This is a genomic window from Paenibacillus sp. RC84 (genome assembly GCF_041260495.1).
In the GTDB taxonomy this organism is placed as follows: Bacteria; Bacillota; Bacilli; order Paenibacillales; family NBRC-103111; genus Paenibacillus_F.
Map to the genome: position 1 here is coordinate 484,065 of NZ_JBGBYL010000001.1, position 25,514 is coordinate 509,578.

At 53.6% G+C, this 25,514-nt stretch carries 25 protein-coding genes and 1 other annotated feature; of the genes, 22 read left to right on the top strand and 3 right to left on the bottom strand.

Annotated features, from left to right (window positions below):
* The 16 genes from murA to ABH899_RS02240 all read left to right on the top strand — a co-directional run bounded on the left by murA (window position 1) and on the right by ABH899_RS02240 (window position 16,337).
* Window positions 1-1,287: a UDP-N-acetylglucosamine 1-carboxyvinyltransferase gene (gene murA / locus ABH899_RS02165; RefSeq protein ID WP_009671778.1), complete on the top strand. Its 1,287-nt coding sequence runs from the start codon at window positions 1-3 to the stop codon at window positions 1,285-1,287.
* 84 nt (window positions 1,288-1,371) lie between these two features.
* Window positions 1,372-2,316 (top strand): cell division protein FtsQ/DivIB, encoded by a 945-nt coding sequence (locus ABH899_RS02170; RefSeq protein ID WP_369993586.1) that lies wholly within the window; start codon window positions 1,372-1,374, stop codon window positions 2,314-2,316.
* A gap of 385 nt (window positions 2,317-2,701) precedes the next feature.
* A complete protein-coding gene (ftsA, locus tag ABH899_RS02175; protein ID WP_009671845.1) occupies window positions 2,702-3,955 on the top strand; it encodes a cell division protein FtsA in 1,254 nt (417 codons plus the stop codon).
* Between the two features lie 222 nt (window positions 3,956-4,177).
* On the top strand, window positions 4,178-5,320 hold the full coding sequence (gene ftsZ / locus ABH899_RS02180) for a cell division protein FtsZ (protein WP_369993588.1): 1,143 nt from the start codon (window positions 4,178-4,180) through the stop codon (window positions 5,318-5,320).
* Window positions 5,321-5,524: 204 nt separating this feature from the next.
* A complete protein-coding gene (gene spoIIGA, locus ABH899_RS02185; protein WP_369993591.1) occupies window positions 5,525-6,448 on the top strand; it encodes a sigma-E processing peptidase SpoIIGA in 924 nt (307 codons plus the stop codon).
* A gap of 29 nt (window positions 6,449-6,477) precedes the next feature.
* A complete protein-coding gene (sigE, locus tag ABH899_RS02190) occupies window positions 6,478-7,200 on the top strand; it encodes an RNA polymerase sporulation sigma factor SigE (RefSeq protein ID WP_217557866.1) in 723 nt (240 codons plus the stop codon).
* Between the two features lie 271 nt (window positions 7,201-7,471).
* Complete coding sequence (sigG, locus tag ABH899_RS02195; protein ID WP_009671832.1) at window positions 7,472-8,254, top strand: RNA polymerase sporulation sigma factor SigG; 783 nt, start codon at window positions 7,472-7,474, stop codon at window positions 8,252-8,254.
* Between the two features lie 188 nt (window positions 8,255-8,442).
* Entirely contained in the window at window positions 8,443-8,739 is a 297-nt protein-coding gene (locus ABH899_RS02200; RefSeq protein ID WP_009671822.1) for a YlmC/YmxH family sporulation protein, read from the top strand.
* Between the two features lie 183 nt (window positions 8,740-8,922).
* Window positions 8,923-9,777 carry a peptidoglycan editing factor PgeF gene (gene pgeF, locus ABH899_RS02205; protein WP_369993594.1) on the top strand — a complete coding sequence of 285 codons (855 nt, stop codon included), beginning with the start codon at window positions 8,923-8,925 and terminating at the stop codon, window positions 9,775-9,777.
* A 48-nt stretch (window positions 9,778-9,825) separates the two neighbouring features.
* The gene (locus tag ABH899_RS02210; protein WP_218228414.1) at window positions 9,826-10,509 is read left to right on the top strand and encodes a YggS family pyridoxal phosphate-dependent enzyme; all 684 of its coding nucleotides are present in this window, start codon (window positions 9,826-9,828) and stop codon (window positions 10,507-10,509) included.
* A gap of 36 nt (window positions 10,510-10,545) precedes the next feature.
* Window positions 10,546-10,971 carry a cell division protein SepF gene (locus ABH899_RS02215; RefSeq protein WP_009671786.1) on the top strand — a complete coding sequence of 142 codons (426 nt, stop codon included), beginning with the start codon at window positions 10,546-10,548 and terminating at the stop codon, window positions 10,969-10,971.
* Between the two features lie 30 nt (window positions 10,972-11,001).
* Window positions 11,002-11,277, top strand: a complete 276-nt coding sequence (locus ABH899_RS02220) for a YggT family protein (RefSeq protein WP_009671841.1) — start codon at window positions 11,002-11,004, stop codon at window positions 11,275-11,277.
* On the top strand, window positions 11,277-12,056 hold the full coding sequence (locus ABH899_RS02225; protein WP_369993596.1) for a YlmH family RNA-binding protein: 780 nt from the start codon (window positions 11,277-11,279) through the stop codon (window positions 12,054-12,056). The genes ABH899_RS02220 and ABH899_RS02225 overlap by 1 nt, the downstream gene beginning before the upstream one ends.
* A gap of 109 nt (window positions 12,057-12,165) precedes the next feature.
* Window positions 12,166-12,651 carry a DivIVA domain-containing protein gene (locus ABH899_RS02230; protein ID WP_369993598.1) on the top strand — a complete coding sequence of 162 codons (486 nt, stop codon included), beginning with the start codon at window positions 12,166-12,168 and terminating at the stop codon, window positions 12,649-12,651.
* A gap of 70 nt (window positions 12,652-12,721) precedes the next feature.
* Window positions 12,722-12,999 (top strand) — a binding site (T-box leader).
* An 84-nt stretch (window positions 13,000-13,083) separates the two neighbouring features.
* Window positions 13,084-15,846, top strand: coding sequence for an isoleucine--tRNA ligase (gene ileS, locus ABH899_RS02235; RefSeq protein ID WP_369993599.1), 2,763 nt, complete (start codon window positions 13,084-13,086; stop codon window positions 15,844-15,846).
* Window positions 15,847-15,914: 68 nt separating this feature from the next.
* A complete protein-coding gene (locus ABH899_RS02240) occupies window positions 15,915-16,337 on the top strand; it encodes a DUF5665 domain-containing protein (RefSeq protein WP_369993602.1) in 423 nt (140 codons plus the stop codon).
* Between the two features lie 37 nt (window positions 16,338-16,374).
* On the opposite strand, the gene ABH899_RS02245 is transcribed toward ABH899_RS02240, so the two are convergent.
* The gene (locus ABH899_RS02245; protein WP_369993604.1) at window positions 16,375-17,112 is read right to left on the bottom strand and encodes a TraR/DksA C4-type zinc finger protein; all 738 of its coding nucleotides are present in this window, start codon (window positions 17,110-17,112) and stop codon (window positions 16,375-16,377) included.
* 143 nt (window positions 17,113-17,255) lie between these two features.
* Here ABH899_RS02245 and lspA point away from each other — a divergent pair, with 143 nt between their 5' ends.
* The 3 genes from lspA (at window position 17,256) to ABH899_RS02260 (ending at window position 19,956) form a co-directional block, all read left to right on the top strand.
* On the top strand, window positions 17,256-17,753 hold the full coding sequence (gene lspA / locus ABH899_RS02250; protein ID WP_009671789.1) for a signal peptidase II: 498 nt from the start codon (window positions 17,256-17,258) through the stop codon (window positions 17,751-17,753).
* Complete coding sequence (locus ABH899_RS02255) at window positions 17,750-18,715, top strand: RluA family pseudouridine synthase (protein WP_369993606.1); 966 nt, start codon at window positions 17,750-17,752, stop codon at window positions 18,713-18,715. The genes lspA and ABH899_RS02255 overlap by 4 nt, the downstream gene beginning before the upstream one ends.
* A gap of 77 nt (window positions 18,716-18,792) precedes the next feature.
* Window positions 18,793-19,956, top strand: coding sequence for an aminotransferase A (locus ABH899_RS02260; RefSeq protein ID WP_369993609.1), 1,164 nt, complete (start codon window positions 18,793-18,795; stop codon window positions 19,954-19,956).
* Between the two features lie 76 nt (window positions 19,957-20,032).
* Here ABH899_RS02260 and ABH899_RS02265 read toward each other — a convergent pair whose 3' ends face one another.
* On the bottom strand, window positions 20,033-21,298 hold the full coding sequence (locus ABH899_RS02265) for an N-acetyldiaminopimelate deacetylase (RefSeq protein ID WP_369993612.1): 1,266 nt from the start codon (window positions 21,296-21,298) through the stop codon (window positions 20,033-20,035).
* Window positions 21,299-21,474: 176 nt separating this feature from the next.
* Window positions 21,475-22,185: a 2,3,4,5-tetrahydropyridine-2,6-dicarboxylate N-acetyltransferase gene (gene dapD / locus ABH899_RS02270; RefSeq protein WP_009671804.1), complete on the bottom strand. Its 711-nt coding sequence runs from the start codon at window positions 22,183-22,185 to the stop codon at window positions 21,475-21,477.
* Window positions 22,186-22,610: 425 nt separating this feature from the next.
* Here dapD and pyrR point away from each other — a divergent pair, with 425 nt between their 5' ends.
* From pyrR to ABH899_RS02285, 3 genes are all read left to right on the top strand, one after another.
* Window positions 22,611-23,162: a bifunctional pyr operon transcriptional regulator/uracil phosphoribosyltransferase PyrR gene (gene pyrR, locus ABH899_RS02275; protein ID WP_369993617.1), complete on the top strand. Its 552-nt coding sequence runs from the start codon at window positions 22,611-22,613 to the stop codon at window positions 23,160-23,162.
* Window positions 23,159-24,070: an aspartate carbamoyltransferase catalytic subunit gene (locus tag ABH899_RS02280; RefSeq protein WP_369993620.1), complete on the top strand. Its 912-nt coding sequence runs from the start codon at window positions 23,159-23,161 to the stop codon at window positions 24,068-24,070. Before pyrR ends, ABH899_RS02280 begins: the two co-directional genes overlap by 4 nt.
* Before the next feature lie 128 nt (window positions 24,071-24,198).
* Window positions 24,199-25,491, top strand: coding sequence for a dihydroorotase (locus ABH899_RS02285; RefSeq protein ID WP_369993623.1), 1,293 nt, complete (start codon window positions 24,199-24,201; stop codon window positions 25,489-25,491).
* Window positions 25,492-25,514 lie beyond the last annotated feature (23 nt).

Consider the following 25,514-nt stretch of genomic DNA (forward strand, 5'->3'; position numbering starts at 1 on the left):
TTGGAGAAGTTGGTAATCGAAGGTGGCATTCCCCTCTCGGGAGCCGTTCGGATCCAAGGTGCCAAAAATGCGGCGCTTCCTATTCTTGCAGCCAGCATAATGGCGTCTGGAACCCACACGCTGCGCAATGTCCCGAAGCTGCTCGACATTGAAGTCATGCTCGGCATACTCCGTTCCCTGGGGTGCAGCGCCGAGCACAAAGAGGACGCGGTTGTGCTGGACACAACCGGTTTGAACAGCACGCACGTTCCGGAAGAACTGATGAAGCAGATGCGTTCGTCTATTTTTCTGATGGGTCCGCTGCTTTCGCGCTTCGGAACCGTCCAGGTTTATCAGCCCGGCGGCTGTGCGATCGGCGAACGCAAGATCGATCTGCATCTGAGAGGGCTGCAGGCGCTCGGAGTTACGATCGAGGAAACCGGCAGTACGATTATTTGTACCGCCGAGGACCTGAAGGGCGCCGATATAACGCTTGATTTTCCAAGCGTGGGGGCCACCGAGAACATCATGATGGCTGCCGTTCTAGCCGACGGGATCACAACCATCTCCAACGCCGCACGGGAGCCTGAAATCCAGGACCTCCAAAACTTCCTGAACGCGATGGGAGCGGACATAATCGGAGCGGGGACCGATACTATCACTATACGTGGCGTCCGCTCTTTACATGCCTGCACGTACCGGATCATTCCGGACCGTATCGTTGCCGGTACCTTTATGGTGGCGGCGGCCGCAACGAAGGGCAGTGTAACACTGGAAGGAGTGTGTCCCCAGCATCTGAATGCCGCCATTCATGTGCTGAGACGTGCAGGTGTTCAAATTACGGTGCACGATGATATAATAAATGTGCACGCTCCAACAAGACCGCGGGCGGTCGAGCGTATCGTTACTGCACCTCATCCGTCTTTTCCGACAGACTTGCAGTCGCAAGTTATGGTGCTCCTTTCCCTAGCAGATGGAATCAGTATAATGAAAGAAACCATTTTTGAGAGCCGATTCAAGCATGTGGATGAACTAACCCGGATGGGAGCGGACATTCGCGTCGATTTCAACTCCGCATTTATACGCGGTGTACCGAGGCTCTACGGGGCTACGGTCGAAGCTACCGATCTCCGTGCCGGCGCTGCGCTTGTCATAGCGGGGCTGGCCGCACACGGCACTACCGTCGTGGAACAAATCCACCATGTCGACAGAGGGTACGACCGGATCGAAGAAATGCTCACCCGGCTGGGTGCGCGCATTCGCCGGCAGGCTCCCGTACCGGATCAAGCGCCGGTCACCGGTGAATAATGCAGTGCCTCTAGTCCCTTCCTGCTTACAGGAGGGGATAAGAGGGTTTTACACGTTCACAAGGTTATGCACAAGGAAGCGGGGGTGTCAGGCTTGCCAGAAGAGAATAAAGTTCCGGTGCTGCCGAACCCTAAACCGAGAAGGACGCGCACCAACCGGAAGCTGCTTACGCTCTTGTTCCTGTTTTTCGTAACGATTCTCGCCGTTCTCTTTTTTCGCTCGTCCTTGAGCCGGATCAGTGAAATCAAGATCGAAGGCAACGAACTGCTTTCTTCCGAAGAAATCGGACAAGCCGCTGCCGTCCGGAAGGGCGATCATTTTTTTGCGGCCCGTTCGGAAAACGTACGCGAGAGGGTTGCGGCCCTCCGTATGGTTCAGTCCGTTGAAGTTTCCAAGCATTTTCCGGGACAAATCAGCATCGTGGTGCACGAGTATCCGCGCGTTGCGTTCCAGTTCGGGGCGGACGGCGTGAAGCAGGCGGTGCTTGCCGACGGTTCCACCGTTCCCGTTGTCAAAGGAGACTTGCCGGTGGACAAGCCCATTTTGACCGGATGGACCGAGAACGATCCCAACCGCATCGCTCTTTGCAAAGCGTTGGCAGCCATTCCGGCCGGGTATTTATCGGACATTTCGGAGATACGCCCGGACCCGTCGGAAGCCTACAAGGACAAGATCAAGATGTACACCCGCACCAAGTTCGAAGTCGTGACGACGGTGGGTTATCTGCCGAACAAAATTATGAATTTGTCCGCTTACATCACGAGCATGCAGGGAAGCGAAGTGAATTCCGGCGTGCTGGTGCTGCTGGAAACAGACGATCATTTGCCGCTGGATACGAGTGCCGCCGGAAACAAAGGCAAAGCCGGCACCGCCTCAACCAAAAAGCCCGATCCCACACCGAAACCGGACGGCAGTGCGAAACCGACTTCCACTCCCAAAAAGGATACCACCCGCAAGTCCGATACGGGCGGTAAGGAAGGCAAAACAGACACACCAGGTACATCGAAGGGATCGCCTGCTCCTAACTAGGAGGTAATTCCGCCGGACAGGCCTCTTTATTTAAAGGAAGGGATTGGTAACAGGCGCCATTGCGCCCTGTAATCTATGAGACTTTCAAGGGAGGAATCGATAGGGAGCTGCCAGCTTTTCGAATGGCCGAAAGGCTGGATGAAAGGCGCTTGATTCATGAATTTTTCAGGGTTTTCTCAGGAAAATATTACTACCCACCCTATTAAATTAGTGTTAGAATTGATTTTATGGTATTCTATTTTTACCCGGTTTAGGACCAAAAAAAGAGGAAATACAGCGTTCACAAAAAAAATGCGGAAATAAAGAGGGAAACCAGCCGTCATGTTGAATAAGTAGAAAGCAGACGGGCTGTGCCCTGATTTCATTTAACAGGAGGTGCCAAAGCTTGAGCAACAATGACATCATTGTTAGTTTAGACATCGGTACATCCAAAGTTCGTGCTATTATTGGGGAAGTCGTAAACGGAACCATTAATATAATAGGGGTAGGATCAGCCGACTCGGAAGGCATCCGCAAAGGTGCCATCGTTGATATCGACCAGACCGTTCAATCGATCCGATCCGCGATCGATCATGCCGAACGTATGGTGGGCATACAAATTTCTGATGTTTACGTCGGGATTACGGGAAACCACATCGCGCTTCAGGACAGCCACGGTGTTGTGGCCGTATCCAATGAAGACCGCGAAATCGGCGAAGAAGACATCGAACGGGTTATACAAGCGGCTAGAGTCATAGCGCTGCCTCCTGAGCGCGAAATTATCGGAGTAGTACCTAACCAATACTTAGTGGACGGCCAGGAAGGCATACACGAACCAAGAGGAATGATCGGGGTCAGACTTGAAGTCGAATCCACGATTATTACCGGAGCCAAAACAGGCATACATAACCTGCTTCGCGTTGTTGAGAAATCCGGACTTAAGGTGGCAGGACTCATATTGATGTCTCTGGCTTCCGGACAGCTTGCGCTTTCCAAGGACGAGAAGTCGATAGGAACCGTACTGGTCGATATCGGAGCAGGTTCGACAACGATTGCCGTTTTCGATCAAGGCAATCTTGTCGCAACATCCACGCTGCCTATCGGCGGCGATTTCATTACCAACGACATATCAATCGGGCTCCGCACCCAAATGGATATTGCGGAAAAAATCAAGCTTAAATACGGCTGCGCGACGATTCAAGATTCCGCGCCGGATCAGGTGTTTAAAGTAAACCGGATCGGCAGTCAGGTAGATAAGGAATTTTCCCAGGTCGATCTGGCGAATATCATTGAACCCCGTGTTCAGGAAATTTTCCATCTGATTCGCGCAGAAGCCAGCCGGTTAGGATACAGTGATCCCGCCGGAGGTTATGTCCTCACGGGAGGTACCGTGTCCCTGCCGGGGACTCTTGTCATTGCACAGGAAGAGCTGGCTGCTCCCGTACGTATCGCAGTGCCCGATTACATCGGTGTCCGCGACCCGGCTTATACGAGCGGAGTAGGGATCATCCAGTTTGTTTGCAAATTTTTGCGTAACCGCCCGGTTACGGCGCCCAAGAAGCAAACGGCCAACAAACCTGCCAGTGTCAAAACACCCCAGACTGAAGCGAGCCCTGGCTGGTTCGATAAAGTCAAAAATTTCCTTAAGGAATTTATCTAACGGGACGAGCTCTGCTGTTTCTGAATGCATCTTTCCCGGTTATGGATACAAGTGTCCCGTCACTGGCTCTGCAGCCTGCAACCAGGGGGACACGCGCACAGATACGCTTCAGAACCATGTTCGGGCCATGTGCGAGCTCTTACGATTACCGTGCCGACAGGCGCGTTACCCATTTTGAGCTTACAGCTCACGGAAAGTTAAGTTAGGGGGACATTGACTGCTATGTTTGAATTTGATCTGGATATGGAACAATTGGCCCAGATAAAAGTCATCGGTGTGGGCGGCGGCGGCAGTAATGCAGTTAACCGGATGATCGAGAATGGAGTGCAAGGTGTCGAGTTCATTACGGTCAACACCGATGCACAGGCACTTCATCAGGCCAGATCGGAGCACAAGCTCCAAATTGGTGATAAATTAACGCGCGGCTTGGGAGCCGGCGCCAACCCCGATGTGGGGAAGAAAGCCGCTGAAGAATCACGCGATTTAATTATGAACACGCTCAAAGGCGCGGACATGGTATTCGTAACCGCAGGTATGGGCGGGGGAACCGGTACGGGTGCTGCTCCGGTTATCGCGGAAATCGCGAAAGAGTGCGGCGCGCTGACGGTGGGTGTCGTAACCCGCCCGTTCACATTCGAAGGGCGCAAACGCGCCGCTCAGGCTGAACAGGGCATCGCAGCGCTCAAAGAAAAAGTGGACACGCTGATCGTTATTCCAAACGACCGTCTCCTTGAGATTGTAGACAAGAAGACGCCTATGCTGGAAGCGTTCCGCGAAGCGGATAACGTCCTTCGTCAAGGGGTACAGGGGATTTCCGACCTCATCGCCGTGCCGGGTCTTATCAACCTTGACTTTGCCGACGTAAAAACCATTATGACCGAGCGTGGTTCGGCTCTTATGGGTATCGGTATAGCGACAGGCGAGAACCGTGCCGCCGAAGCCGCCAAGAAAGCCATTATGAGCCCGCTGCTTGAAACCTCCATCGAGGGTGCTCGCGGGGTTTTGATGAACATCACGGGCGGTACAAATCTTAGCCTCTACGAAGTAAACGAAGCTGCAGACATCGTTGCTTCGGCTTCCGACATTGAAGTGAATATGATTTTCGGTGCGGTCATCAACGAGAATCTCAAAGAAGAGATTATGGTTACCGTTATCGCTACCGGATTCCAGGACAAGCCGCAACAGCAGCAGCCTCCACAACCGCAAAACCGCCGTCAAGGCGGCGTGCAGCAACAGCAGCAGCAGGAGACACCTGCCGAAACTCAGCAGCGTGTGAACAATCTGCGGCCGTTCGGCGGTCAACCGGGAGACCTGGAAGTACCGACGTTCCTGCGCAACCGCGGACGCAACAATCTCGACAAATAATTCCGCTAACGGAATGGTATAGGCGGAGAGCAGCAAGACGGGCTCTCCCGGAAAAGCCGTCACAACCGACCTTAAGTCGGTTGTGACGGCTTTTTTCTTTTCCCCACTATGCGACAAAAATAGTTGGCGGGCTCCGGCACGATTAGACAGACTTTGAATTCGTCTTTTAATATACTAATCTCATCCGCTTGGGGGTGAGGAAAATTGGTCGTATACGCGGATCTGATTTTCCTGGTGAATGTCGTCATGGATGCCGCCGTTTTACTAGTGACCGCACGGACGCGACGATTATCTTTCAAACCTTGGAAACTGCTGCTGTCCTCTGCGCTGGGCGGATCTTATGTACTGCTCATGTTCGTACCTTCCTTGTCGTTCTTGTTTACTTTTGCGGCAAAGATCATCATGTCTCTCTGTATGGTATGGATTGCTTTCGGCTATGGCAGCTTGCAGCGCTTTTTGCGCAACACAGGCACCTTCTATGTAGTCAACTTTGTAGCGGCGGGGGGCGTTTTCGGCCTGAACTACGTGTTTCAAACATCGGGCGATGTGATGAACGGGCTTCTGTTCAGCCAAACGGGTGCGGCGAGGTTTAATATCCGGATCGAGACTTGGGCAGTCATCGTGTTAGGAGCGGGTTCTCTGGTGCTGCACAGACTGGTGATGGCGGGAGTAAAGAAGAAGGAAGAACTGGCCGTCCATCTGGCGGAAGTAAGTGTGATCGTGGACGGTGCGGATTTCCGGTGTACAGGCTTGATCGATACGGGCAACCAGCTCTACGATCCGCTGACGCGGACCCCGGTGATGGTCATGGAGGCTTCGCAGCTTGGGAGTATGCTGCCGGAATCGTGGTTGAGACGAATCCGCGCAGCCGAGGTGGAACAGATTATCACGGCGATAGGTACGGAAGAAGATTTCGTATGGCAGGATCGTCTGCGGCTGGTGCCTTACCGGGGAGTAAACCGGAATACGCAGTTCATGCTGGCGATTAAACCCGACAAGGTGGTCATCACGTACAGCAGCGGTCAAGTGGAAACGACGAAAGTACTTGTAGGACTGGACGGAGGTCAACTCTCCGGTGACGGGGCATATCATGCCATTATTCATCCGACGCTGGTTGCTGCCGGCTAAAGAAAGGTTATGAGTGGGAGGAAGCGGTTATGCGGGTCAAATGGAAATTGCAGATGCTAATTTTTTATTACAAGATTCTTATCTTTTTCGGTCTGAAAGGTGAAGAAATTTATTACATAGGAGGAAGCGAAGCACTGCCTCCTCCGTTGACGCGGGAAGAAGAAGAATATTTGCTTGGAAAACTGCCCTCCGGCGACGCGGCCATCCGTGCCATGCTGATTGAACGCAACCTCCGGCTGGTTGTCTATATAGCCCGCAAATTTGAAAATACGGGCATTAACATCGAGGATCTGGTCTCCATAGGAGCGATCGGTCTGATTAAAGCGGTGAATACGTTCGACCCCGAGAAAAAAATCAAGCTGGCGACTTATGCGTCACGCTGCATTGAGAATGAAATTCTGATGTATCTCCGCCGCAACAGCAAAATACGGACAGAAGTGTCGTTCGACGAACCGCTCAATATCGATTGGGACGGAAACGAGCTGTTATTGTCCGATGTGCTGGGCACCGAGAACGATACCATCTACCGCAACATCGAAGAGCAGGTGGACCGCAAGCTGCTGCATAAAGCGCTCGATAAGCTGACGGACCGGGAGCGAACGATCATGGAGCTTCGTTTCGGTCTCCAGGACGGTGAGGAGAAAACGCAGAAGGACGTTGCGGATCAGCTCGGCATTTCCCAGTCCTATATTTCCCGGCTGGAAAAGAGGATCATCAAACGGCTGCGCAAGGAGTTTAATAAAATGGTTTAAGCAAAAGCCTATCACTTGTGTGGTAGGCTTTTTAGTATGACTTTTCCATACGATTTTAAGGAAGTACCGGATAATCCTTCCGAACGGGAGACATATCTGCCTTCTTTTAAAAAAATTATCGGAAACTGAAAGCGAATACGGGCCAACAGCGGCAGGAGAGAGCAAGCATCCGGGCACTTGTCAAGGGGGGAGACACGCTCTTCACAGCGCATAAAAACACGGGTCGCGGAGATAATTAACAGTAATGTTTCTCCTTGGGAGGTAAATCACCGTGACCCGAAATAAAGTCGAAATATGTGGTGTCGATACCGCCAAACTTCCTGTTCTGACGAATGTGGAAATGCGTGAGCTGTTCACCAATCTGCAGACGAAGAACGACCGATCCGCAAGAGAGAAACTGGTCAATGGCAACCTGAGACTGGTACTCAGCGTGATTCAGCGTTTCAACAACCGCGGCGAGTTTGTCGACGACCTTTTTCAAGTGGGCTGCATCGGCCTGATGAAAGCGATCGATAACTTCGATCTGGGCCAGAACGTGAAGTTTTCAACGTATGCGGTGCCGATGATCATCGGAGAAATACGCAGATACTTGCGGGATAACAATCCGATTCGTGTCTCCCGTTCTTTGCGGGATATCGCATACAAAGCGCTTCAGGTCCGCGACAGTTTAACGAACAAAAACTCCCGCGAGCCTACGATTTACGAAATTTCCGAAGTGCTGAACGTGCCCAAAGAAGATGTCGTGTTTGCGCTTGACGCGATTCAAGACCCGGTTTCCCTGTTTGAGCCGATTTACCACGACGGCGGGGACCCGATTTATGTGATGGATCAGATCAGCGATGAACGCAACAAAGACATGTCGTGGATTGAAGGAATCGCGTTGAGAGAAGCGATGAGAAAGCTCGGCTCCCGCGAAAAAATGATTTTGTCGATGCGCTTTTTCGAAGGCAAAACCCAGATGGAAGTCGCCGATGAAATCGGAATTTCGCAGGCGCAGGTTTCAAGGTTGGAGAAATCGGCGATCACCCAGATGCAGAAACATGTCAAAAGCTGATTGATCACCGCCTGCCCGATTTACTTGCTCGCACATCTATCGAAAGCCCGGATTCCGGGCTTTTTGTTATGCCTGCTTTTCCGGTTGGACCCCGGGAAACGCTTTTCTTGGTTTTGCAGGACATTTTGGCCGTGTCCCTCATATACTAGAACGAACGGGCGAATAACCTGAAAGCGTGGGGTAAGCAGATGAAAATATCCGACTTTCAAACGAAAGACGTTATTAATATTGTGGATGGTAAAAAACTGGGCCAGATCAGCGATTTGGAGCTTGAACTCCGCCAAGGCCGGATCGATTCCATTGTCGTTCCGAACAGCAGCAAGTTTTTCGGCTTGTTTGGGGGAGGAACGGATCTTATCATTCCCTGGAAAAATATCGTCAAAATCGGAGCCGATGTCGTTCTGGTCAAACTGGATGAAGCGAAAACCTACCGGGCCGTCGAGGAGAGCGATTCCGCTGATTACAACCGCAGCTCACGGGGGTAATAGAAGTAGATATGAGGATGGCCGTATTTACGGGCGCTTCGTTATAAAGCAGACGCTATAAAACGGAGACGCCCCTTTTTCATACCTGCCGCACCGCCAATTTTTGTCGTCTTATGACCGATATGGTAAACTTGAACAAGCAGAGAAGGCCGCTGTAGGCCGGGGATACGGAGGGGACAAGCAGTGGAACCGTTTGTATACGAGAAATCAAATTCCGGTGAACCGGAGCTTTTTGTGCTGGAAAGGCTTCAGGAACGTTTTCCTTTCATTCAGGCCGGATTTACATCGCGTCACGGAGGAGTGAGTTCGGCTCCTTTCGATTCGCTTAATCTGGGCCTGCACGTAAACGATGCGGACGAGGATGTCGTCGAGAACCGGAGGAGACTTGCCGCAGCGCTCGGAGTGCCCTTTGAAGCGCTCACGTTCGGCGAACAGGTGCACGGCAAAGAGGTAGCAGTCATCGAAAAGGAGCAGGTGGGAAGCGGACGTATATCGCGTGCCGATGCGATTCAGGACAAGGACGCGTTTATTACCGCCAGAAAAGGGATCATGCTCTGCGCCTTGTACGCGGACTGCGTTCCGATTTATCTGATCGACCCGGTGAACCGGGTCGTAGGAATCGCCCACGCCGGCTGGAAAGGAACGGTCCAGAATATCGGAGCGGCTGCGCTTGCTTCGATGACCCGCTCCTTCGGAAGCAGGCCGGAAGACGTGTATGCCGTAATCGGCCCTTCCATAGGCGGCTGTTGTTACGAAGTGGATGATTATGTCGCGGGCCGCGTTTACGAGAGCCATCTGGATACCGGCATTTCCAAAAAACAGACGGAAACTGTCGTTATCCCCCGTAAAGAAGGCAAATATCACTTGAATTTGCAGGAATGCAACCGACAATTTCTTGAGAAAGCAGGAATTTTGTCGTCGCATATAGAAGTAACAGAGTTATGTACGAGCTGTTCGACCGATTTGTTCTTTTCCCATCGGAAAGAAGGGGGTTCGACCGGGCGTATGGCAGCCTGGATTGGTCTCAGAAACGACTAATCCGGCCCGACAACACACAGACAGCATGGAGGGAGTGAACCGCTGCTGATGAATTTGCAGGCGCGTATTGAAGATGTGCACCACCGCATTGAGGCGGCTTGCCGGCGGTCCGGCCGCAGCCCTGAAGACATAAACGTGATCGCGGTTACGAAATATGTATCTCTGGACGCCACGCGCGAAGCTCTTGACCATGGGTTAACACAGGTGGGAGAGAACCGCTGGCAGGATGCCAAAGAAAAATGGGAAGCACTCGGAGACCGGGGAGACTGGCATTTTATCGGGCATTTGCAAACGAACAAGGTGAAGGACATTATAGGGAAATTCGCGTATATCCATTCTCTGGATCGTGCTTCGCTGGCCAAAGAGCTGGAGAAAGAGGCCGCCAAACGGGATCTTTCCGTCAAATGTTTTATACAAGTGAACGTATCCGGTGAGGAGTCCAAATACGGACTGCCCCCGCAAGAGCTGGAATCCTTCGCGAAGGATTTGAAGCAGTACCCCCATCTTCAGATCGTCGGCTTGATGACGATGGCTCCGCTGGAGGCCGAAGCGGAAGCGACCCGGCCCGTATTCAGGAAGCTGCGCGAGCTGAGGGACGCGCTTAACGCCGAGCGGATTCTGCCGGAACCTTTGCGGCATTTGTCCATGGGGATGTCGGGAGATTTTGAAGTGGCGATCGAAGAAGGCGCAACTTGGGTGCGTTTAGGTACCGTACTTGTCGGAAAATCTTGAATCAATACCATCTTTTCCACAGAGGAGGAGCGTCGGATGGGCGTTATGAATAAATTTATGAATTTTATCGGACTGCAGGAAGAAGAAGAGGTTGTAGAACGGGAAAGAATTGTAGAAACTCCCGAAGAACCTGAAACCCCGGTGCAGGAACAACGTACGAAACAGAGTAAAAATAACATTGTGAGCATTCATTCGCAGAAAAACAGCCGCGTTGTGCTTCACGAGCCTCATTCTTTCGACGATTCCCAGGAGATTGCGGATCATCTGCGTTCCCGCCGGACCGTCGTCGTAAATTTGCAGCGGGTTCGTCCCGAACAAGCGGTACGGATTTTCGATTTCCTGAACGGGACCGTTTACGCGTTGAACGGATCGATCTCCAAGATCGGACCGAATATTTTCCTGTGCGCCCCGGATTCCGTAGAAATTCAGGGATCGATCTCAGATTTTTTGCATGAAGCTTAGCAGTGGACAAAAAGGTTGAGGTGAAAGCGGTTGGTCATGAACATTTACGGGTTGATTGATACATTGGCCCAAATTTACTTTTATATGATTTTCGGTTACGTGCTGCTTTCCTGGTTCCCGAATGCTCGCGAGAGCTTTATCGGCGAACTGCTGGCGAAACTCGTGGAGCCATATCTGAGCGCATTCCGCCGCTTTATCCCGCCGATCGGCCCGCTTGATATTTCTCCGATCGTTGCCATGGGCGTATTCTGGCTCGTCGTCGCAGGCCTCAAAGTCGTGGTCGGCTACATTTTGAGGATATTCTAGTGGCTAAAGATATCTACGGGCATTTCCATCCCGATGAGCATGCTTTCGTGGACCGGGCCCAGGAGTGGGTCGAGAACGCCGCCCATCACAAAGTGAAGCGGACGGACTTTCTCGATCCCCGGCAAGCTTTTATCCTGCGTACACTGGTTAACCGCAACCCCGACGTGAACTGCAGATTGGATGGCGGGTACCCGGATGCGGAACGCCAGAGAGCGATTCTCGGGCCGGATTACCTGGATCTCTCGGGCGAAGATATGGGGCTGAGAGTCCTGTCCGTAGAATCCGGTGACAGCAAGTTCCAGGCGCTTAGTCACGGCGACTATATGGGAGCGATTCTGGCGCTCGGCATGAAAAGGGACAAGGTAGGGGATATTAACGTATCCGAACAGGGCTGCCATTTCGTCGTGGCGGAAGAAGCGGCCGATTATCTTCATCTCAATCTCAGCCAAGTGCATCGCGTCCATGTGACGACCGAGATTTTGCCGATCGATAAGTTGAGACCGTCCGCCGTCAAACTGGAGGAGATGTCGCTGTCCGTAGCTTCTCTCCGTCTGGATGGAATTGTAAGCGATGTATTCCGATTAAGCCGGGCCAAAGTTCTCATTCCGATCGGAGCCGGCAAATGCAAAGTGAACTGGAAGCCCGAAGAGAATCCGAGCGTCCCCCTGCAGGAAGGCGACGTCGTTTCTTTGCAGGGCTTTGGGCGTTTTCGTGTCCTGGAAATAGAAGGAGTGACGAAGAAAGGCAGAACCCGCATGAAAGTGGGCAAATACGTTTAACCTATTTTTAAGTGCGAGGAATAAAGGATTTTTCGCTTTTCTGTCGAAATTCTATTTCTTAACTGAACCGTACAAACTCTCCACCGGTTAACATTCTAGGAGGTGCACCATGCCCTTAACACCACTCGATATACATAATAAAGAATTTGCGCGCTCTTTCCGCGGGTATGACGAAGATGACGTGAACGAATTTCTGGACCAGGTCATCAAGGACTACGAGGCCGTTATCCGTGAAAACAAAGAGCTCCAAAACCAAATTCTGGCGCTGCAGGAACGGCTGGATCACTTCTCCAATATTGAAGAAACGTTGAGCAAAACGATTATTGTCGCGCAGGAAGCCGCCGACGAAGTGAGGAACAACGCGAAGAAAGAAGCGCAGCTTGTACTCAAGGAAGCGGAGAAGAACGCCGACCGGATTATCAACGAATCGTTGACGCGTTCCCGTAAAGTTTCGATGGAAACCGAAGAGCTAAAGAAGCAGGCGAGCATTTACCGCACACGCTTCCGCACTCTGCTCGAAGCGCAGCTGGAACTCCTTCAGGATGAAGGCTGGAAGACACTCGATCACGACAAGGTGCTTGAACTCGAGAAGTAATCGGCTTCCAAGAACGGGTTTCATTGACTACCAGACCCGGATTCGATATACTTCGGGTAACTGAATCTTTCGTAAAGCGATGACTGGGCCAAGTATTCCGTACAGCAGTGTCAGCGAGTTAGGGTGGGTGTGAGCCTAATCTCTGCAGCGGACGAAAATCCCCCAGGAGCGTCTCTTGAAAAGCGAAGTAGGGAGCATCGGGTAATTCCGTTATCGATTCGTCGAGTGAGACTGACAACCGGTCGTCATTTCTTTCATGCGGGAACCGGATTTCTGTTTGAGGGGATGGCAGCGGGCCGGAACGGTCTAACAAGGGTGGTACCGCGAGCTTAACTTCTCGTCCCTTTTGGGATGGAGAAGTTTTTTGCATTTTAGAGAGCTAGGGAATTGTCCCGGAAGGGATCAGCGTACTAAGACTAGGGAGTGAATGATTTGGATTACGGAAAAACATTGCAACTGCTGAAAACGGACTTTCCGATGAGAGGTAACCTGCCCCAGGCAGAGCCTAAGATGCAGGCGCATTGGGAAGAAAACGATATTTACGCGAAAGTGCAGGAGAGCCGCAAAGGGCGGGAGAAGTTCATTTTGCACGACGGACCTCCGTACGCCAACGGGGACATTCATATCGGCCATGCGCTGAATAAGATTCTTAAGGATATTATCGTCCGATTCAAAACGATGCAGGGCTATGATGCGCCGTATGTTCCGGGCTGGGATACGCACGGACTGCCGATCGAGCAGGCTATCGCCAACAGCGGCAAAGTGGACCGCAAAAAGATGTCCGTTGCCGAATTCCGCAAATACTGCGAAGAATACGCGCTCCAGTGGGTGGAGCGGCAGAAGGAACAGTTTAAGCGCCTCGGAATCCGCGGAGACTGGGATCATCCTTACATCACCCTGCAGCCGGAATATGAAGCCGAGCAAATCCGGCTTTTTGGTGAAATGGTCAAAAAAGGCTACATCTACAAAGGCCTGAAGCCGGTGTACTGGTCTCCTTCTTCGGAGAGCGCTCTGGCTGAAGCCGAAATCGAATACAAAGAAAAAACGTCTCCGTCCATTTATGTCGCTTTCGATGTAGCGGACGGCAAAGGCAAGCTTCCTCAGGATGCGGCTTTCGTCATTTGGACGACGACACCTTGGACGCTCCCGGCGAATCTGGGCATCTCCGTTCACCCGGATTTTACGTACGCTGTCGTGGAAGTGAGCGGCAAAAAATACGTGCTGGCCGAAGGTTTGCTGGAATCGGCTGCGAAGGCAATCGGCTGGACGGACTACAGCATCGTGTCCACGGTCAAAGGAAGCGAGCTGGAGAACGTGACCTGCAAGCATCCGTTCTACGACAGAGAGTCGCTTGTCATGCTGGGCGAGCACGTTACGCTGGAAGCCGGTACAGGCTGCGTTCATACCGCTCCCGGCCACGGTGAGGACGACTTTATCGTCGGGCAAAAATACAAGATCGGCGTCCTTTGTCCGGTGGACGATCAAGGACATTTCACGGCGGAAGCGCCGGGGCTGGAAGGCGTTTTCTACGAAAAAGGAAACAAAACGATTCTGGAATGGCTGGAAAACAGCGGACACCTGCTTCACGCTTCCTCCATCAATCACCAATACGCGCATGACTGGCGTACGAAAAAGCCGGTTATTTACCGGGCGACGGAGCAGTGGTTTGCTTCCATTGATAAATTCCGCGATGAAATGCTGGAAGAAATCAAAAAAATCAAATGGACGCCTAGTTGGGGGGAGATCCGTCTTCACAACATGATCGCGGACCGCGGAGACTGGTGTATTTCCCGCCAGCGCGTGTGGGGTGTACCGATTCCGATTTTCTACTGCCGCAGCTGCAATCATCCGATCGTAAACGATGAGACCATCGAGCATGTGGCCAAACTGTTCGAAAAAGAAGGCTCCAACGCGTGGTTCACGCTGACGGAGAAGGAGCTTCTGCCGCAAGGCCTTTCCTGCCCGGAATGCGGCCATGGCGAGTTCCGCAAAGAGACGGACATCATGGACGTCTGGTTCGATTCGGGTTCCTCCCATGCGGGAGTGCTGGCCAAGCGTCCCGAACTGCAGTGGCCGGCCGATCTGTATCTGGAAGGTTCCGACCAGTACCGCGGCTGGTACAACTCCTCCCTGATCACGGGCGTGGCGGTAAAAGGCCAGCCCCCGTACAAGGGGATTTTGAGCCACGGCTTTACGCTGGACGGAGAAGGCCGCAAAATGTCCAAGTCGCTCGGCAACACTGTCGATCCGAGTCAAGTGTGCAACAAGCTTGGCGCCGACATTTTGCGTCTGTGGGTATCTTCGGTGGATTATCAGTCCGACGTGCGGATTTCCGACAACATCCTGAGCCAGATTACGGAAGTGTACCGTAAAATCCGCAACACGCTCCGTTTCCTGCTGGGCAATTTGAGCCAGTTCGATCCGGTGAAGGACCGTGTGGATTTCGCCCAAATGAGCGAGTTGGACCAGTATGCGGTTATCCGCCTCAACAGAATGACGGAAAAAGTAACCAAAGCTTATGACGCATATGAGTTCCATGTCGTCTATCAAGCGGTTCATCACTTCTGCGCCGTGGAGATGAGTTCGTTCTACCTGGATATCATCAAAGACCGCCTGTACGCGGACGCGGCCGACGATTCCGCCCGCAAAGCTTCGCAGATGGTTCTCTACGACGCATTGCTTGCTATCACGAAGCTCATTGCGCCGATCCTGCCGCATACGGCCGACGAAGTGTGGAAATACATCCCCGGCGTGGAGCTGGACAGCGTACAGATCAGCGAACTGCCGGAAATCCGGACGGATGTGTATAATCAGGAGCTGGAACAGAAGTGGGACGGCTTCCTGAATATCCGCGACGAAGTGCTTAAAGCGCTGGAAGAAGCGCGCAAGAACAAAACAATCGGCAACTCGTTGAGCGCTGCGGTTGATTTGTACCCGAGCGATGCGGCGTTCAAGCTGCTCAGCGGTTTCGACAAGCTCGATACGCTCTTCATCGTCTCGGCCGCCACCCTGCATAATCCGTCCGAGAAAGCGCCGGAAGGAAGCTACGAGGCTCAGGATCTTGCCGTGCAGGTATCCGTCGCCGAGGGAGAGAAATGCGAACGCTGCTGGATAGTCACGCCGGAAGTTGGGCAGAACAAAGAACACCCGACTCTGTGCGCAAGATGTGCGGAAGTAGTTTCCCGCCTCGAATAACGCAGCCCAGGTAATGGAATTCGCCGCCGTGTGGAGATAGGGGATACCAAATCTGCAGGAGCGATTTCATGGATAACCTGAACGAAGAACGGAACGAACGGAACCAACCCGTTAAGGCCCGGGCTCCGGAGGAGCATGCGGAGCTTGAGCACCCGGATTTGCCAAACAACGCCGCCCTCACGGGCGATGAGGAAAAGCGGCTCATTCATCATATCCATGAGAAAGTAACCGAAATAGCGGCCAATATCGAACGGACGCAAATTGCCGATTACGTGACGCTGATGAATAAGCCGCGCAGGCTCATTTTCGCGAATCTCATAGCGGGGATTTCCAGAGGAGTGGGGCTCGGTCTCGGCATTACCGTATTCGCCGGTACCATCCTCTACGCACTGAAAGCTCTGGGCGCTTTGAACCTGCCCATTATCGGCACCTACATTGCGGACCTTGTGGAGTATGTCCAGTTTCAGCTGGAAGGGCGCCGGTTTTATTAATCGGGCGCGTTACAAAGGAAAACGCAGAGCCGCTTGTTCAGCTCTGCGTTTCTTCCGATGTATAATCGGGCTCGAGAAGAGGATCTCCTTCTTGATTATCCATATAGGAGCGATAGGCTTTATTGCGAATAACGGATACATGATTGCCGTAAATATCGGTGGCAAGGAAGCTTTCGAAGGGCTCCACATACCCGTCAAGCTCGTCTGCCTCGACATACATGGCATTATAATCGCCTACGTTCGGATCTTCCGCCATGGCGGGAGAATCGGAATTGCCCCAGCTTTCTACGATCTGCCAGGCGTCTTCGCCGTCAAACTGGTTCTGATCCGAGCGTTCGTCCAGACTGGTCCGTCCGAAAGGCGGGGCGAGAAATTCTTCTTCCACCGGTCTTCTGTCGGATGCGTGCCGGTTCGGCACATGTTCCAGGCAGTACTGAGTTGTCGGAATAGCGCTTAACCGCTCGTAGGGAATCGTTCTGCCGCACTCGATGCAAATCCCGTAGGTGCCGGCAGCTAACCTTTCCAGAGCGAGATTGACCTGATCGAGATGACGCTCGGCGTTTTCCAACAGAGCGATGTCTTTTTCCCGCTCGAACATTTCCGTTCCCAGATCGGCGGGATGATTGTCGTACGTGGACAACTCTCCGGTGTTCTCGCCCATGGCCTGGGACATTCCGAAGTGTTCGTCGAGCTCCAACTGCTCTTTAAGTTCTTTTTTTTCAATAAGAAGCTGCTGCCTGAGCTGATCCGTTTGATTGGAAGTCAGTATATGCATGGGGGTACATCTCCCTTCGGAAGGTGGCCTGCAGCAATAGGGTTTACGAAGACCACCTTTTTTAGTGTGGAAAATGAAAGCACCGCAGCCAAACGTTTAACGGGCGACACGCGACTAAGCCGTCGTCAGAGGAGGAATCCCGTTTGTATTATTATTTACTTGCACTTATCGTGTTTTTGATTGATCAGGGGACCAAATGGCTCGTGGTTAAAAACATTCCGCTTCATGACTCCATTCCGGTGATCGGCGAGTTTTTCCAGCTGACTTCGCACCGCAACCGCGGCGCCGCTTTCGGAATTTTGCAGGACCAGCGCTGGTTTTTCATCCTGGCTACTTTGATAATCGTCGTTGGAGTCGTTTTGTATCTCAACAGGACCCGTAAAGCCGGGCAGAAGCTGATGTCGCTGGCGCTGGCGCTGCTTTTGGGAGGCGCGGTAGGAAATTTTCTGGATCGTCTTCTTTTCGGCGAAGTTGTCGATTTCCTTCAACTGCATTTTCAGTTTTCCTTTTTCGGCAAAGCGGTCGACTACATTTATCCGATCTTCAACGTGGCGGACTCCGCGATCGTCATCGGCGTCATTCTGATTTTTATCGATTCGATCATCAGCTGGAAAAATGAAAAAAGAGGGACGGCATCATGAGCGAACAAAACAACTATGAGTTGGAACAAAACGGAATGGATGAAACGGAAAGCGAACCGACGCGCTGGCAGGTCGAGGCCGAGCAAAACGGCGAGAGAATCGACAAGCTTCTGTCCGATGCCTTGGACGGAGTGTCGCGTACGCAAATTCAGCAGTGGATTAAAGACGGTCATGCCCGGGTGGACGGCCGGAACGTAAAGCCTAACTACAAGCTGTCCGAAGGGCAGGTCGTCGATCTTGCCATTCCCGATCCCGAACCGCTGGATATCGCCGCGGAAAACATCCCCCTGGATGTCGTTTACGAAGACGGGGACGTCATCGTGATCAACAAGCCGCGCGGACTGGTGGTGCATCCGGCTCCCGGTCATTACAGCGGTACGCTTGTGAATGCGCTGATGCATCACTGCAAAGACTTGTCGGGCATCAACGGGGTTATGAGACCGGGCATCGTTCACCGCATCGACAAGGACACTTCCGGATTGCTGATGATCGCCAAAAACGATCAGGCCCATGCAAGTCTGGCCGGGCAGCTTAAGGAGCACAGCGTGACCCGCAAATATGTGGCGCTTGTCCACGGGAATTTGCAGCACGACCACGGAACGATTGACGCCCCGATCGGCCGGGACAGCTATGACCGCAAGCTGTACACCGTGACGGACAAAAACTCCAAACACGCGGTCACGCATTTTGCCGTAATGGAGCGGTTTGACGGGTATACGCTGGTGGAGCTTAAACTTGAAACGGGCCGGACTCATCAGATCCGGGTCCATCTCAAGTTCATCGGGCATCCGCTTGTCGGAGACCCGTCCTACGGCCGCAGCAAGGGGATGACCATGGACGGTCAAGCGCTTCACGCGCAGATTCTCGGTTTTACCCATCCGCGGACAGGAGAACGGCTCGAATTCGAGGCGCCGATTCCGGAGGATATGGCGGATCTTTTGCACCGCCTGCGCAATCTGTAAGGACAATCAGGGACAGGCGGAAGCCGGTCCCTCTTTTTTAAAACTAAGCGAACCTTTGGAGAGGGGAAGCACTAGGTATGCAACCAATCATTAATCCGCAGGTAAAAGAAATTCAAATTTCGGGTATCCGTAAAATTGCGAATAAAGTCGCGGCAATGCCGGACGCACTGGCTCTAACGATGGGACAGCCGGACTTTCCGACGCCCGCCCATATTGTGGAAGCCGCGCAGAAAGCGCTACAGGAAGGCAGGACGGTGTACACGCCCAATGCCGGACTTCCGGAGCTTAGAAAAGCCGCGGCGGACTTTGTCGGCTCCAAATACGGGCTGTCTTACGACGGGGGCAGCGAAGTCATCGTGACGACGGGGGCAAGCGAGGCGCTCGACATTACGCTAAGGACTATTTTGACGCCGGGAGCGGAAGTTATTTTGCCCGGGCCGATTTATCCGGGCTACGAACCGCTGATCCGGCTGTGCGGCGGAGTGCCCGTTTATGTGGACACGCGGCCCTACGAGTTCAAGATGACCGCAGCCGCTCTGGAGCCTCATCTGACGGAGCGAACACGCTGCGTCGTTCTCGGCTATCCGAGCAATCCGACGGGGCAGATCATGACCAAGGCGGAACTGGCCGAGCTGGCAGCTCTTCTGGGAAGCCGGAGCCTCTACGTCATTTCCGATGAGATTTACAGCGAGCTGGTGTACGGAGCCGAGCACGCTTCCATTGCCGCCCTGCCGGGCATGAGAGAGAAGACGATCGTAATCAACGGCTTGTCGAAATCCCATTCCATGACGGGCTGGCGGATCGGTTTTACGTTTGCCCCGGAAGCCTTGACCCAGCACATGGTCAAGGTGCACCAGTACAACGTCACCTGCGCAAGCTCCATCTCTCAGTATGCGGCTGTCGAGGCGCTCACCGCGGGCCGTGACGATGCTCTTCCGATGCGCCAGGCCTACGAGAACAGGCTGGAGCACGTGTACGGCCGGCTCCAGGCGATGGGACTGGAGGCCGTTAAACCGCAGGGCGCTTTCTACCTGTTCCCTTCAATTGCCCGGTTCGGGCTCGGTTCGGAACAGTTCGCTTACAGGCTGCTGGAAGAGCAGCGGGTCGCGGTCGTTCCGGGAGACGCGTTTTCACCGCTGGGCGAAGGTTACATCCGGCTGTCGTACGCGTATTCGCAGGAGGTACTCGACGGAGCGCTGGACCGGCTGGAGGCCTTCATCCGCGAACTAGACCGGAGCTGACTTCCCGCCGCGTGCCTATAAAAAATCCCCTTTATCCGACCCGCTGCCTGGCAGAGGGGAGATAAAGGGGATTTTTTTAACCGGACTGTGCGGATTTCCAGCGGAGGTAGCTGTCCACCGTCCGGATGGCTACACCGATGGCTCTTTCATCGGGTTCAATGCGGGAATGATGGAGGCCGTAAGGCGTTTCGGCGCCCAGCCAGAACATAAAGCCCGGGATTTTCTCCAAGAAATAACCGAAATCCTCACCCGTCATCGCCTCTGTGCATTCGTACAGACGGACGGGGATCTGAGGCTCGGACCAGGAGGAAGGGCTGTCTGCTTGCGCTTGGCCAGCTTCGGCAGATTCAGAGCCGTAAACGGTGCCGGTTGCAGGTTTGTCAGCTAAGGAACCGCCAGACACGCCGACTCCAGCGGCTGTATCCGTTTTTTGAAGCCAGTCCATAAATTCCAGCGTCAGCGCTTCATTGTTATACACTTGAAGGTAATTGGAGCCCCAATCAATGGACGCCGTGCAGTCGAATGAAGATTCGATACCGCGAACGATTCCTTCGATTCTCGCTTTAATCAGCTGCATGGATTCGGCGGAGAGCGTGCGGATCGTGCCTTCCAGCCGGGCGTTCTCGGCGATGATGTTCTGCTTGGTGCCCGCACTCATTTTGCCGATCGTGACAACGGCCGAGTCGAGAGGATTGATGTTGCGGGACACAATGGTGTGAAGCTGCCCGACAAGCTGGGAAGCGGCGACCACCATGTCGTTGGAGAGATGCGGATACGCCGCGTGGCCTCCCTTGCCCTTAAGGTCGATAAACAGCTCGGACGTATTGGCGAACAAGATGCCGGGTTTGACCGCGATGGTGCCGACGGGATACTCCGGCGCGATATGAAGGCCGACCATCTGCTCCGGCATCCAGTCGCTTAGTTCGGCGGAGGCCAGCATAGGCAGCGCTCCTCCGGGACCTTCTTCCGCGGGCTGGAACACGACGACGAGGTCGTCTTTCATCGGGCGCTGAGCGAACTGCGTCACAAGACCGGCGCCGATGGACATGTGCACATCATGCCCGCAGGCATGCATATATCCGGGGTGCTCGGACTGAAACGGATAGCCGGTTTCTTCCGGGATCGGAAGGCCGTCCATATCGGCCCGGTATCCGAAGCGTTTGGAAGGATTCGTCCCTTTGATATACACCAGAATGCCGGTGCGCCACGTGCGGATTTCCATCCGTTCCTGGGGTAGAGTTTGCAAATAATCGAGGAGCATGCGCTGGGTTTTAAATTCCTGGAAACCCGGCTCGGGTATCCGGTGAAGCTGGCGCCGCAGTTCAATAAACGGGCTGGTCACAGTCGTTCTCTCCTTCTTTCGTTTGAATGTACATCCGCTGGATTGAAAAAGGGCCCGGCGCCGGAAGCGCTGGGCCAAACAGCAGCGGCAGTCCGCCTGCCTTCAGGAAGGATGCGCGCATGCCGGTGTTGTTCTTTTTATGTACAAGCGGAACGTGAACGGAAAACCCGCCTTGTTTACAGCTCGCGAAGCTCTTTCAAAATTTCCGTTTTGGATTTCGTTTTGTCGTCGACTTTCTTGATGACACGGGCAGGCGTACCGGCTACGACCGTGAATTCAGGCACATCTTCCACTACAACGGCACCCGCGGCCACGACGGAACCTTGACCGATGCGTACGCCTTCGAGAATAACGGCGTTAGCGCCGACAAGAACATCGTCTTCGACTACGCAAGGCTGTGCGGAAGGAGGCTCGATCACTCCGGCTACAACCGCTCCGGCACCGATGTGGCACATGTTGCCGATTTGAGCGCGTCCGCCGAGGATGGCGTTCATGTCGATCATCGTGCCTTCGCCGATGGAAGCGCCGATATTGATAACCGCGCCCATCATAATAACGGCGTTGTTGCCGATGGAGACTTTGTCGCGGATGATGGAGCCAGGCTCGATACGCGCGTTAATGCCTTTCAGGTCGAGAAGAGGAATGGCGGAGTTGCGGCGGTCGGACTCGACTACGTAATCTTCTATGTTCTGCTGATTGGATTCGATAATGGCTTGGATATCCGTCCACTCGCCGAACAGGACACCGCTTTTACCGGAAATGAAGGATTGGATGCCCGTTCCGAAATCAACGGCTTCCAGGTTTCCTTTTACATATACTTTCACGGGTGTCTTCTTTTGGCTGGTCTTAATAAACTGGATAATTTCTTCGGTATTCATCTGTGTCATACTTCCACTCCTCCTGGGGTACGTTATCTTTATCATCATAGCAGATGAAAAGCGCTTACGCGATAGATTGTCCGAAAAAACGACAGGATACGCAGGACAGAGTCAAAATAACGGGGGCAAACACGCGGAGAAATGCGTAAAAGCATGTTTTTTTTACGGTTGACTTCTTTTGTCGAAAGTGGGATAATGGGCTTCAAGTGAATAGGGTACCTTTAAAATCAGTCCAGAGAGGCTGGCAAGGTCAACGTTTAAGCAGGAGCAGACTCCGGGGGAGAGCGTATTGCGGCGGTTAGCTGCAACTTCCTTCGGTTACAAGCACCCGTCTGTTTCTGCACATGCGCTAACCTTCTTGCCTTCTGAGCAAGGAGGTTTTTTTTATGGCCGAAATTCGAGAAACGCGTACCCGACAGAAGGAGGCAGTCGACATGAGCGAACATATGCATGTGCTGCTGGATGAAATGGCAGTAAGAAGGGCTCTGACCCGGATTGCCCACGAAATACTGGAGAAAAACAAAGGGGTCGGCAACTGTATGCTGATCGGAATCCGTACACGGGGCATCTACCTCGCCCAGAGGGTGGCGGATAGGATTCAGGAAATCGAAGGCGTTCCGGTTCCGGTCGGGGAGATCGATATTACTTCCTACCGCGACGACCGGGTGAAAGTGCGGTCCGTGGATACGGTGCCGGACGGAGACAATCTGAACATTCAGAGCAAGAAAGTCATCCTGTTCGACGATGTGCTCTTTACGGGACGCACGGTGCGGGCTGCCCTGGACGCCCTGATTGACCTCGGAAGACCGGAGATGATCCAGCTTGCCGTACTCGTAGACCGGGGACACCGGGAACTGCCTATCCGACCCGATTATGTGGGCAAGAACGTGCCGACTTCAAAGCTTGAGAAAATCGAAGTTCACCTGACAGAAGTAGACGAACATGACCGAGTGGTCATTATCCAGCAGCAGAGGGGGAACGAATGATGGGAGCCGTTAAATCACATACAGCGAACCATTTCATCGGTCTGAAAGGGGTCAGCGCGTCTGAAATTAAAGCGATCCTGGACCGGGCGGATTTCTGGGAAAATCATCCGGATAAAGTGACGACCCGGTTGAAGGGGACTTTTGTTTCGAATCTCTTCTTTGAGAACAGCACGCGGACCCGCTTTTCCTTTGAAATGGCGGAGAAAAGACTGGGAGCCCAGGTGCTTAATTTCTCCGCGGCGGAATCGAGCGTACAGAAAGGCGAGTCGATTTACGACACGGTCCGGACCCTCGAATCGATGGGAATCGACGCGGGAGTGATCCGGCTGAAGCCGGTCGGTCTGCTGGCCGAACTCGCGGAGAAAATCAGCGTCCCCCTGATTAACGCGGGGGACGGAAACAACGAGCATCCGACGCAGGCGCTGCTCGACCTGTACACCATGCGCAGCCACTTCGGCGAATTGCGGGGGCTCACCGTCTCCATCATCGGAGACATTCTGCACAGCCGCGTGGCCCGCTCCAATCTGTGGGCGCTCCGTGAGATGGGAGCGAACGTCAAGTTCTGCGCACCGGCCAACATGCAGGCGCCCGAGCTGTCCGCTTACGCTCCATACGTATCGATGGAAGAAGCGCTGCAGGCTGACGTGGTCATGATGCTCCGGGTCCAGCTGGAACGGCACGAGAAGGGCATGATCTCTTCGGCCGAAGAATACCGCGCCAAGTATGGGCTTACGATGAACCGGCTGCAGCAGATGCCGGCGCACGCGATCGTCATGCATCCGGCTCCGGTCAACCGGAACGTGGAGCTTGACGACGAGCTGGTGGAACACGCCCGCTCCAAGATTTTTACCCAGATTCATAACGGCGTACCTATCCGCATGGCTGTAATCGAACGGACACTCAGCTAAAGCAGGTCGGCAGGGAACGGTAAGAACAGCCGGCAAACGGGAACGGCTTGGACAAGTTGAACATATAAATCAGAAGCGGCAACGGCGAGAGCAAATAACCGCTTTTCTATAGAGGAGAGGACAACGGCATGGGAATGTGGATCTTAAACGGAAAAATGCTGGACGCCTCCGGTAAGGAAACGACGGGGCATGTGCTTGTGGAAAACGGCAAAATCGCGGCGGTCACAGACGGACAGGAGCAGCCGGACACAACCGGACATGAGGTTATAGAAGCGGCGGGCAAGCTGGTTTCTCCGGGCTTTATCGATATGCACGTGCATTTGCGCGAACCGGGTTTCGAACACAAAGAAACGATAGCAAGCGGAACGCGGTCGGCAGCACGGGGCGGTTACACCACGATCGCCTGCATGCCGAATACGAAGCCGGTTATCGATACCGTCGAAACGGTCAAGCTCATCCAGGGCAAAGCGGAGAACGAAGGAAACGGTGTGAAGGTTCTTCCTTACGGATGCATCAGCCGCAACCAACTCGGGCGCGAACTCACCGATTTCGAAGCCTTGAAAGACGCCGGAGTCGTGGCGTTTACGGATGACGGAGTCGGGGTGCAGAGCGCCCAGATGATGAAAGACGCGATGAAGCGAGCGGCTGAACTCGGCATGCCGATCGTCGCACACTGCGAGGACGAGACGCTGGTAGCCGGAGCGCCGGTTTCCGAAGGGACGTTCGCCGATAAGAACGGGCTTAAAGGAATACCGAACGAGTCGGAGGCGATCCATGTAGGCCGCGATATCCTGCTGGCGGAAGCGACGGGCGTGCACTATCACGTCTGCCATGTGAGCACGGAGCAATCCGTACGGCTGATCCGGCTGGGCAAGCAAATCGGCGTGAAGGTGACGGCGGAAGTATGCCCGCATCACCTGCTCCTTTCCGAAGAAGATATTCCGGGCATGGATGCCAACTGGAAAATGAACCCGCCCCTGCGCTCCAAGCGGGACGTGGAAGCGGTGATCGAGGCGCTGGAGGATGGCACCATCGATATCATCGTGACCGATCACGCGCCGCACAGCGAGGAAGAGAAAGCCAAAGGCATGCAGCTTGCGCCTTTCGGGATCGTAGGCTTCGAAACGGCCTTCCCGCTCTTGTATACAAAGTTTGTCGCGACGGGCAAATGGTCGCTGGGCTTCCTGATCGAACGGATGACTTCCAAACCGGCCGAAGTGTTCGGACTGGAATCCGGACGGCTGCAGGTTGGAAGCGACGCGGACCTTACACTGGTCGATCTGGAAACCGAAAAAGAAGTGGATCCGGCGGCATTTTTATCCAAGAGCCGCAACACGCCGTTCACGGGCTGGAAGCTGAAAGGCTGGCCGGTGCTGACGATGGTAGGCGGCAAAATCGCCTGGACGGAAACAAACGAATAGACAACACGAAACATATAGAGAAG

What these genes read in the sequence shown, in the direction of transcription:
- ftsZ (WP_369993588.1), top strand. Translation starts at nt 4,178, where the DNA reads ATGTTTGAATTTGATCTGGATATGGAACAATTGGCCCAGATAAAAGTC.
- sigE (WP_217557866.1), top strand. Translation starts at nt 6,478, where the DNA reads ATGCGGGTCAAATGGAAATTGCAGATGCTAATTTTTTATTACAAGATT.
- ABH899_RS02200 (WP_009671822.1), top strand. Translation starts at nt 8,443, where the DNA reads ATGAAAATATCCGACTTTCAAACGAAAGACGTTATTAATATTGTGGAT.
- ABH899_RS02210 (WP_218228414.1), top strand. Translation starts at nt 9,826, where the DNA reads ATGAATTTGCAGGCGCGTATTGAAGATGTGCACCACCGCATTGAGGCG.
- ABH899_RS02215 (WP_009671786.1), top strand. Translation starts at nt 10,546, where the DNA reads ATGGGCGTTATGAATAAATTTATGAATTTTATCGGACTGCAGGAAGAA.
- ABH899_RS02230 (WP_369993598.1), top strand. Translation starts at nt 12,166, where the DNA reads ATGCCCTTAACACCACTCGATATACATAATAAAGAATTTGCGCGCTCT.
- ABH899_RS02240 (WP_369993602.1), top strand. Translation starts at nt 15,915, where the DNA reads ATGGATAACCTGAACGAAGAACGGAACGAACGGAACCAACCCGTTAAG.
- ABH899_RS02245 (WP_369993604.1), bottom strand. Translation starts at nt 17,112, where the DNA reads ATGCATATACTGACTTCCAATCAAACGGATCAGCTCAGGCAGCAGCTT.
- ABH899_RS02255 (WP_369993606.1), top strand. Translation starts at nt 17,750, where the DNA reads ATGAGCGAACAAAACAACTATGAGTTGGAACAAAACGGAATGGATGAA.
- ABH899_RS02260 (WP_369993609.1), top strand. Translation starts at nt 18,793, where the DNA reads ATGCAACCAATCATTAATCCGCAGGTAAAAGAAATTCAAATTTCGGGT.
- dapD (WP_009671804.1), bottom strand. Translation starts at nt 22,185, where the DNA reads ATGACACAGATGAATACCGAAGAAATTATCCAGTTTATTAAGACCAGC.
- pyrR (WP_369993617.1), top strand. Translation starts at nt 22,611, where the DNA reads ATGAGCGAACATATGCATGTGCTGCTGGATGAAATGGCAGTAAGAAGG.
- ABH899_RS02280 (WP_369993620.1), top strand. Translation starts at nt 23,159, where the DNA reads ATGATGGGAGCCGTTAAATCACATACAGCGAACCATTTCATCGGTCTG.
- ABH899_RS02285 (WP_369993623.1), top strand. Translation starts at nt 24,199, where the DNA reads ATGGGAATGTGGATCTTAAACGGAAAAATGCTGGACGCCTCCGGTAAG.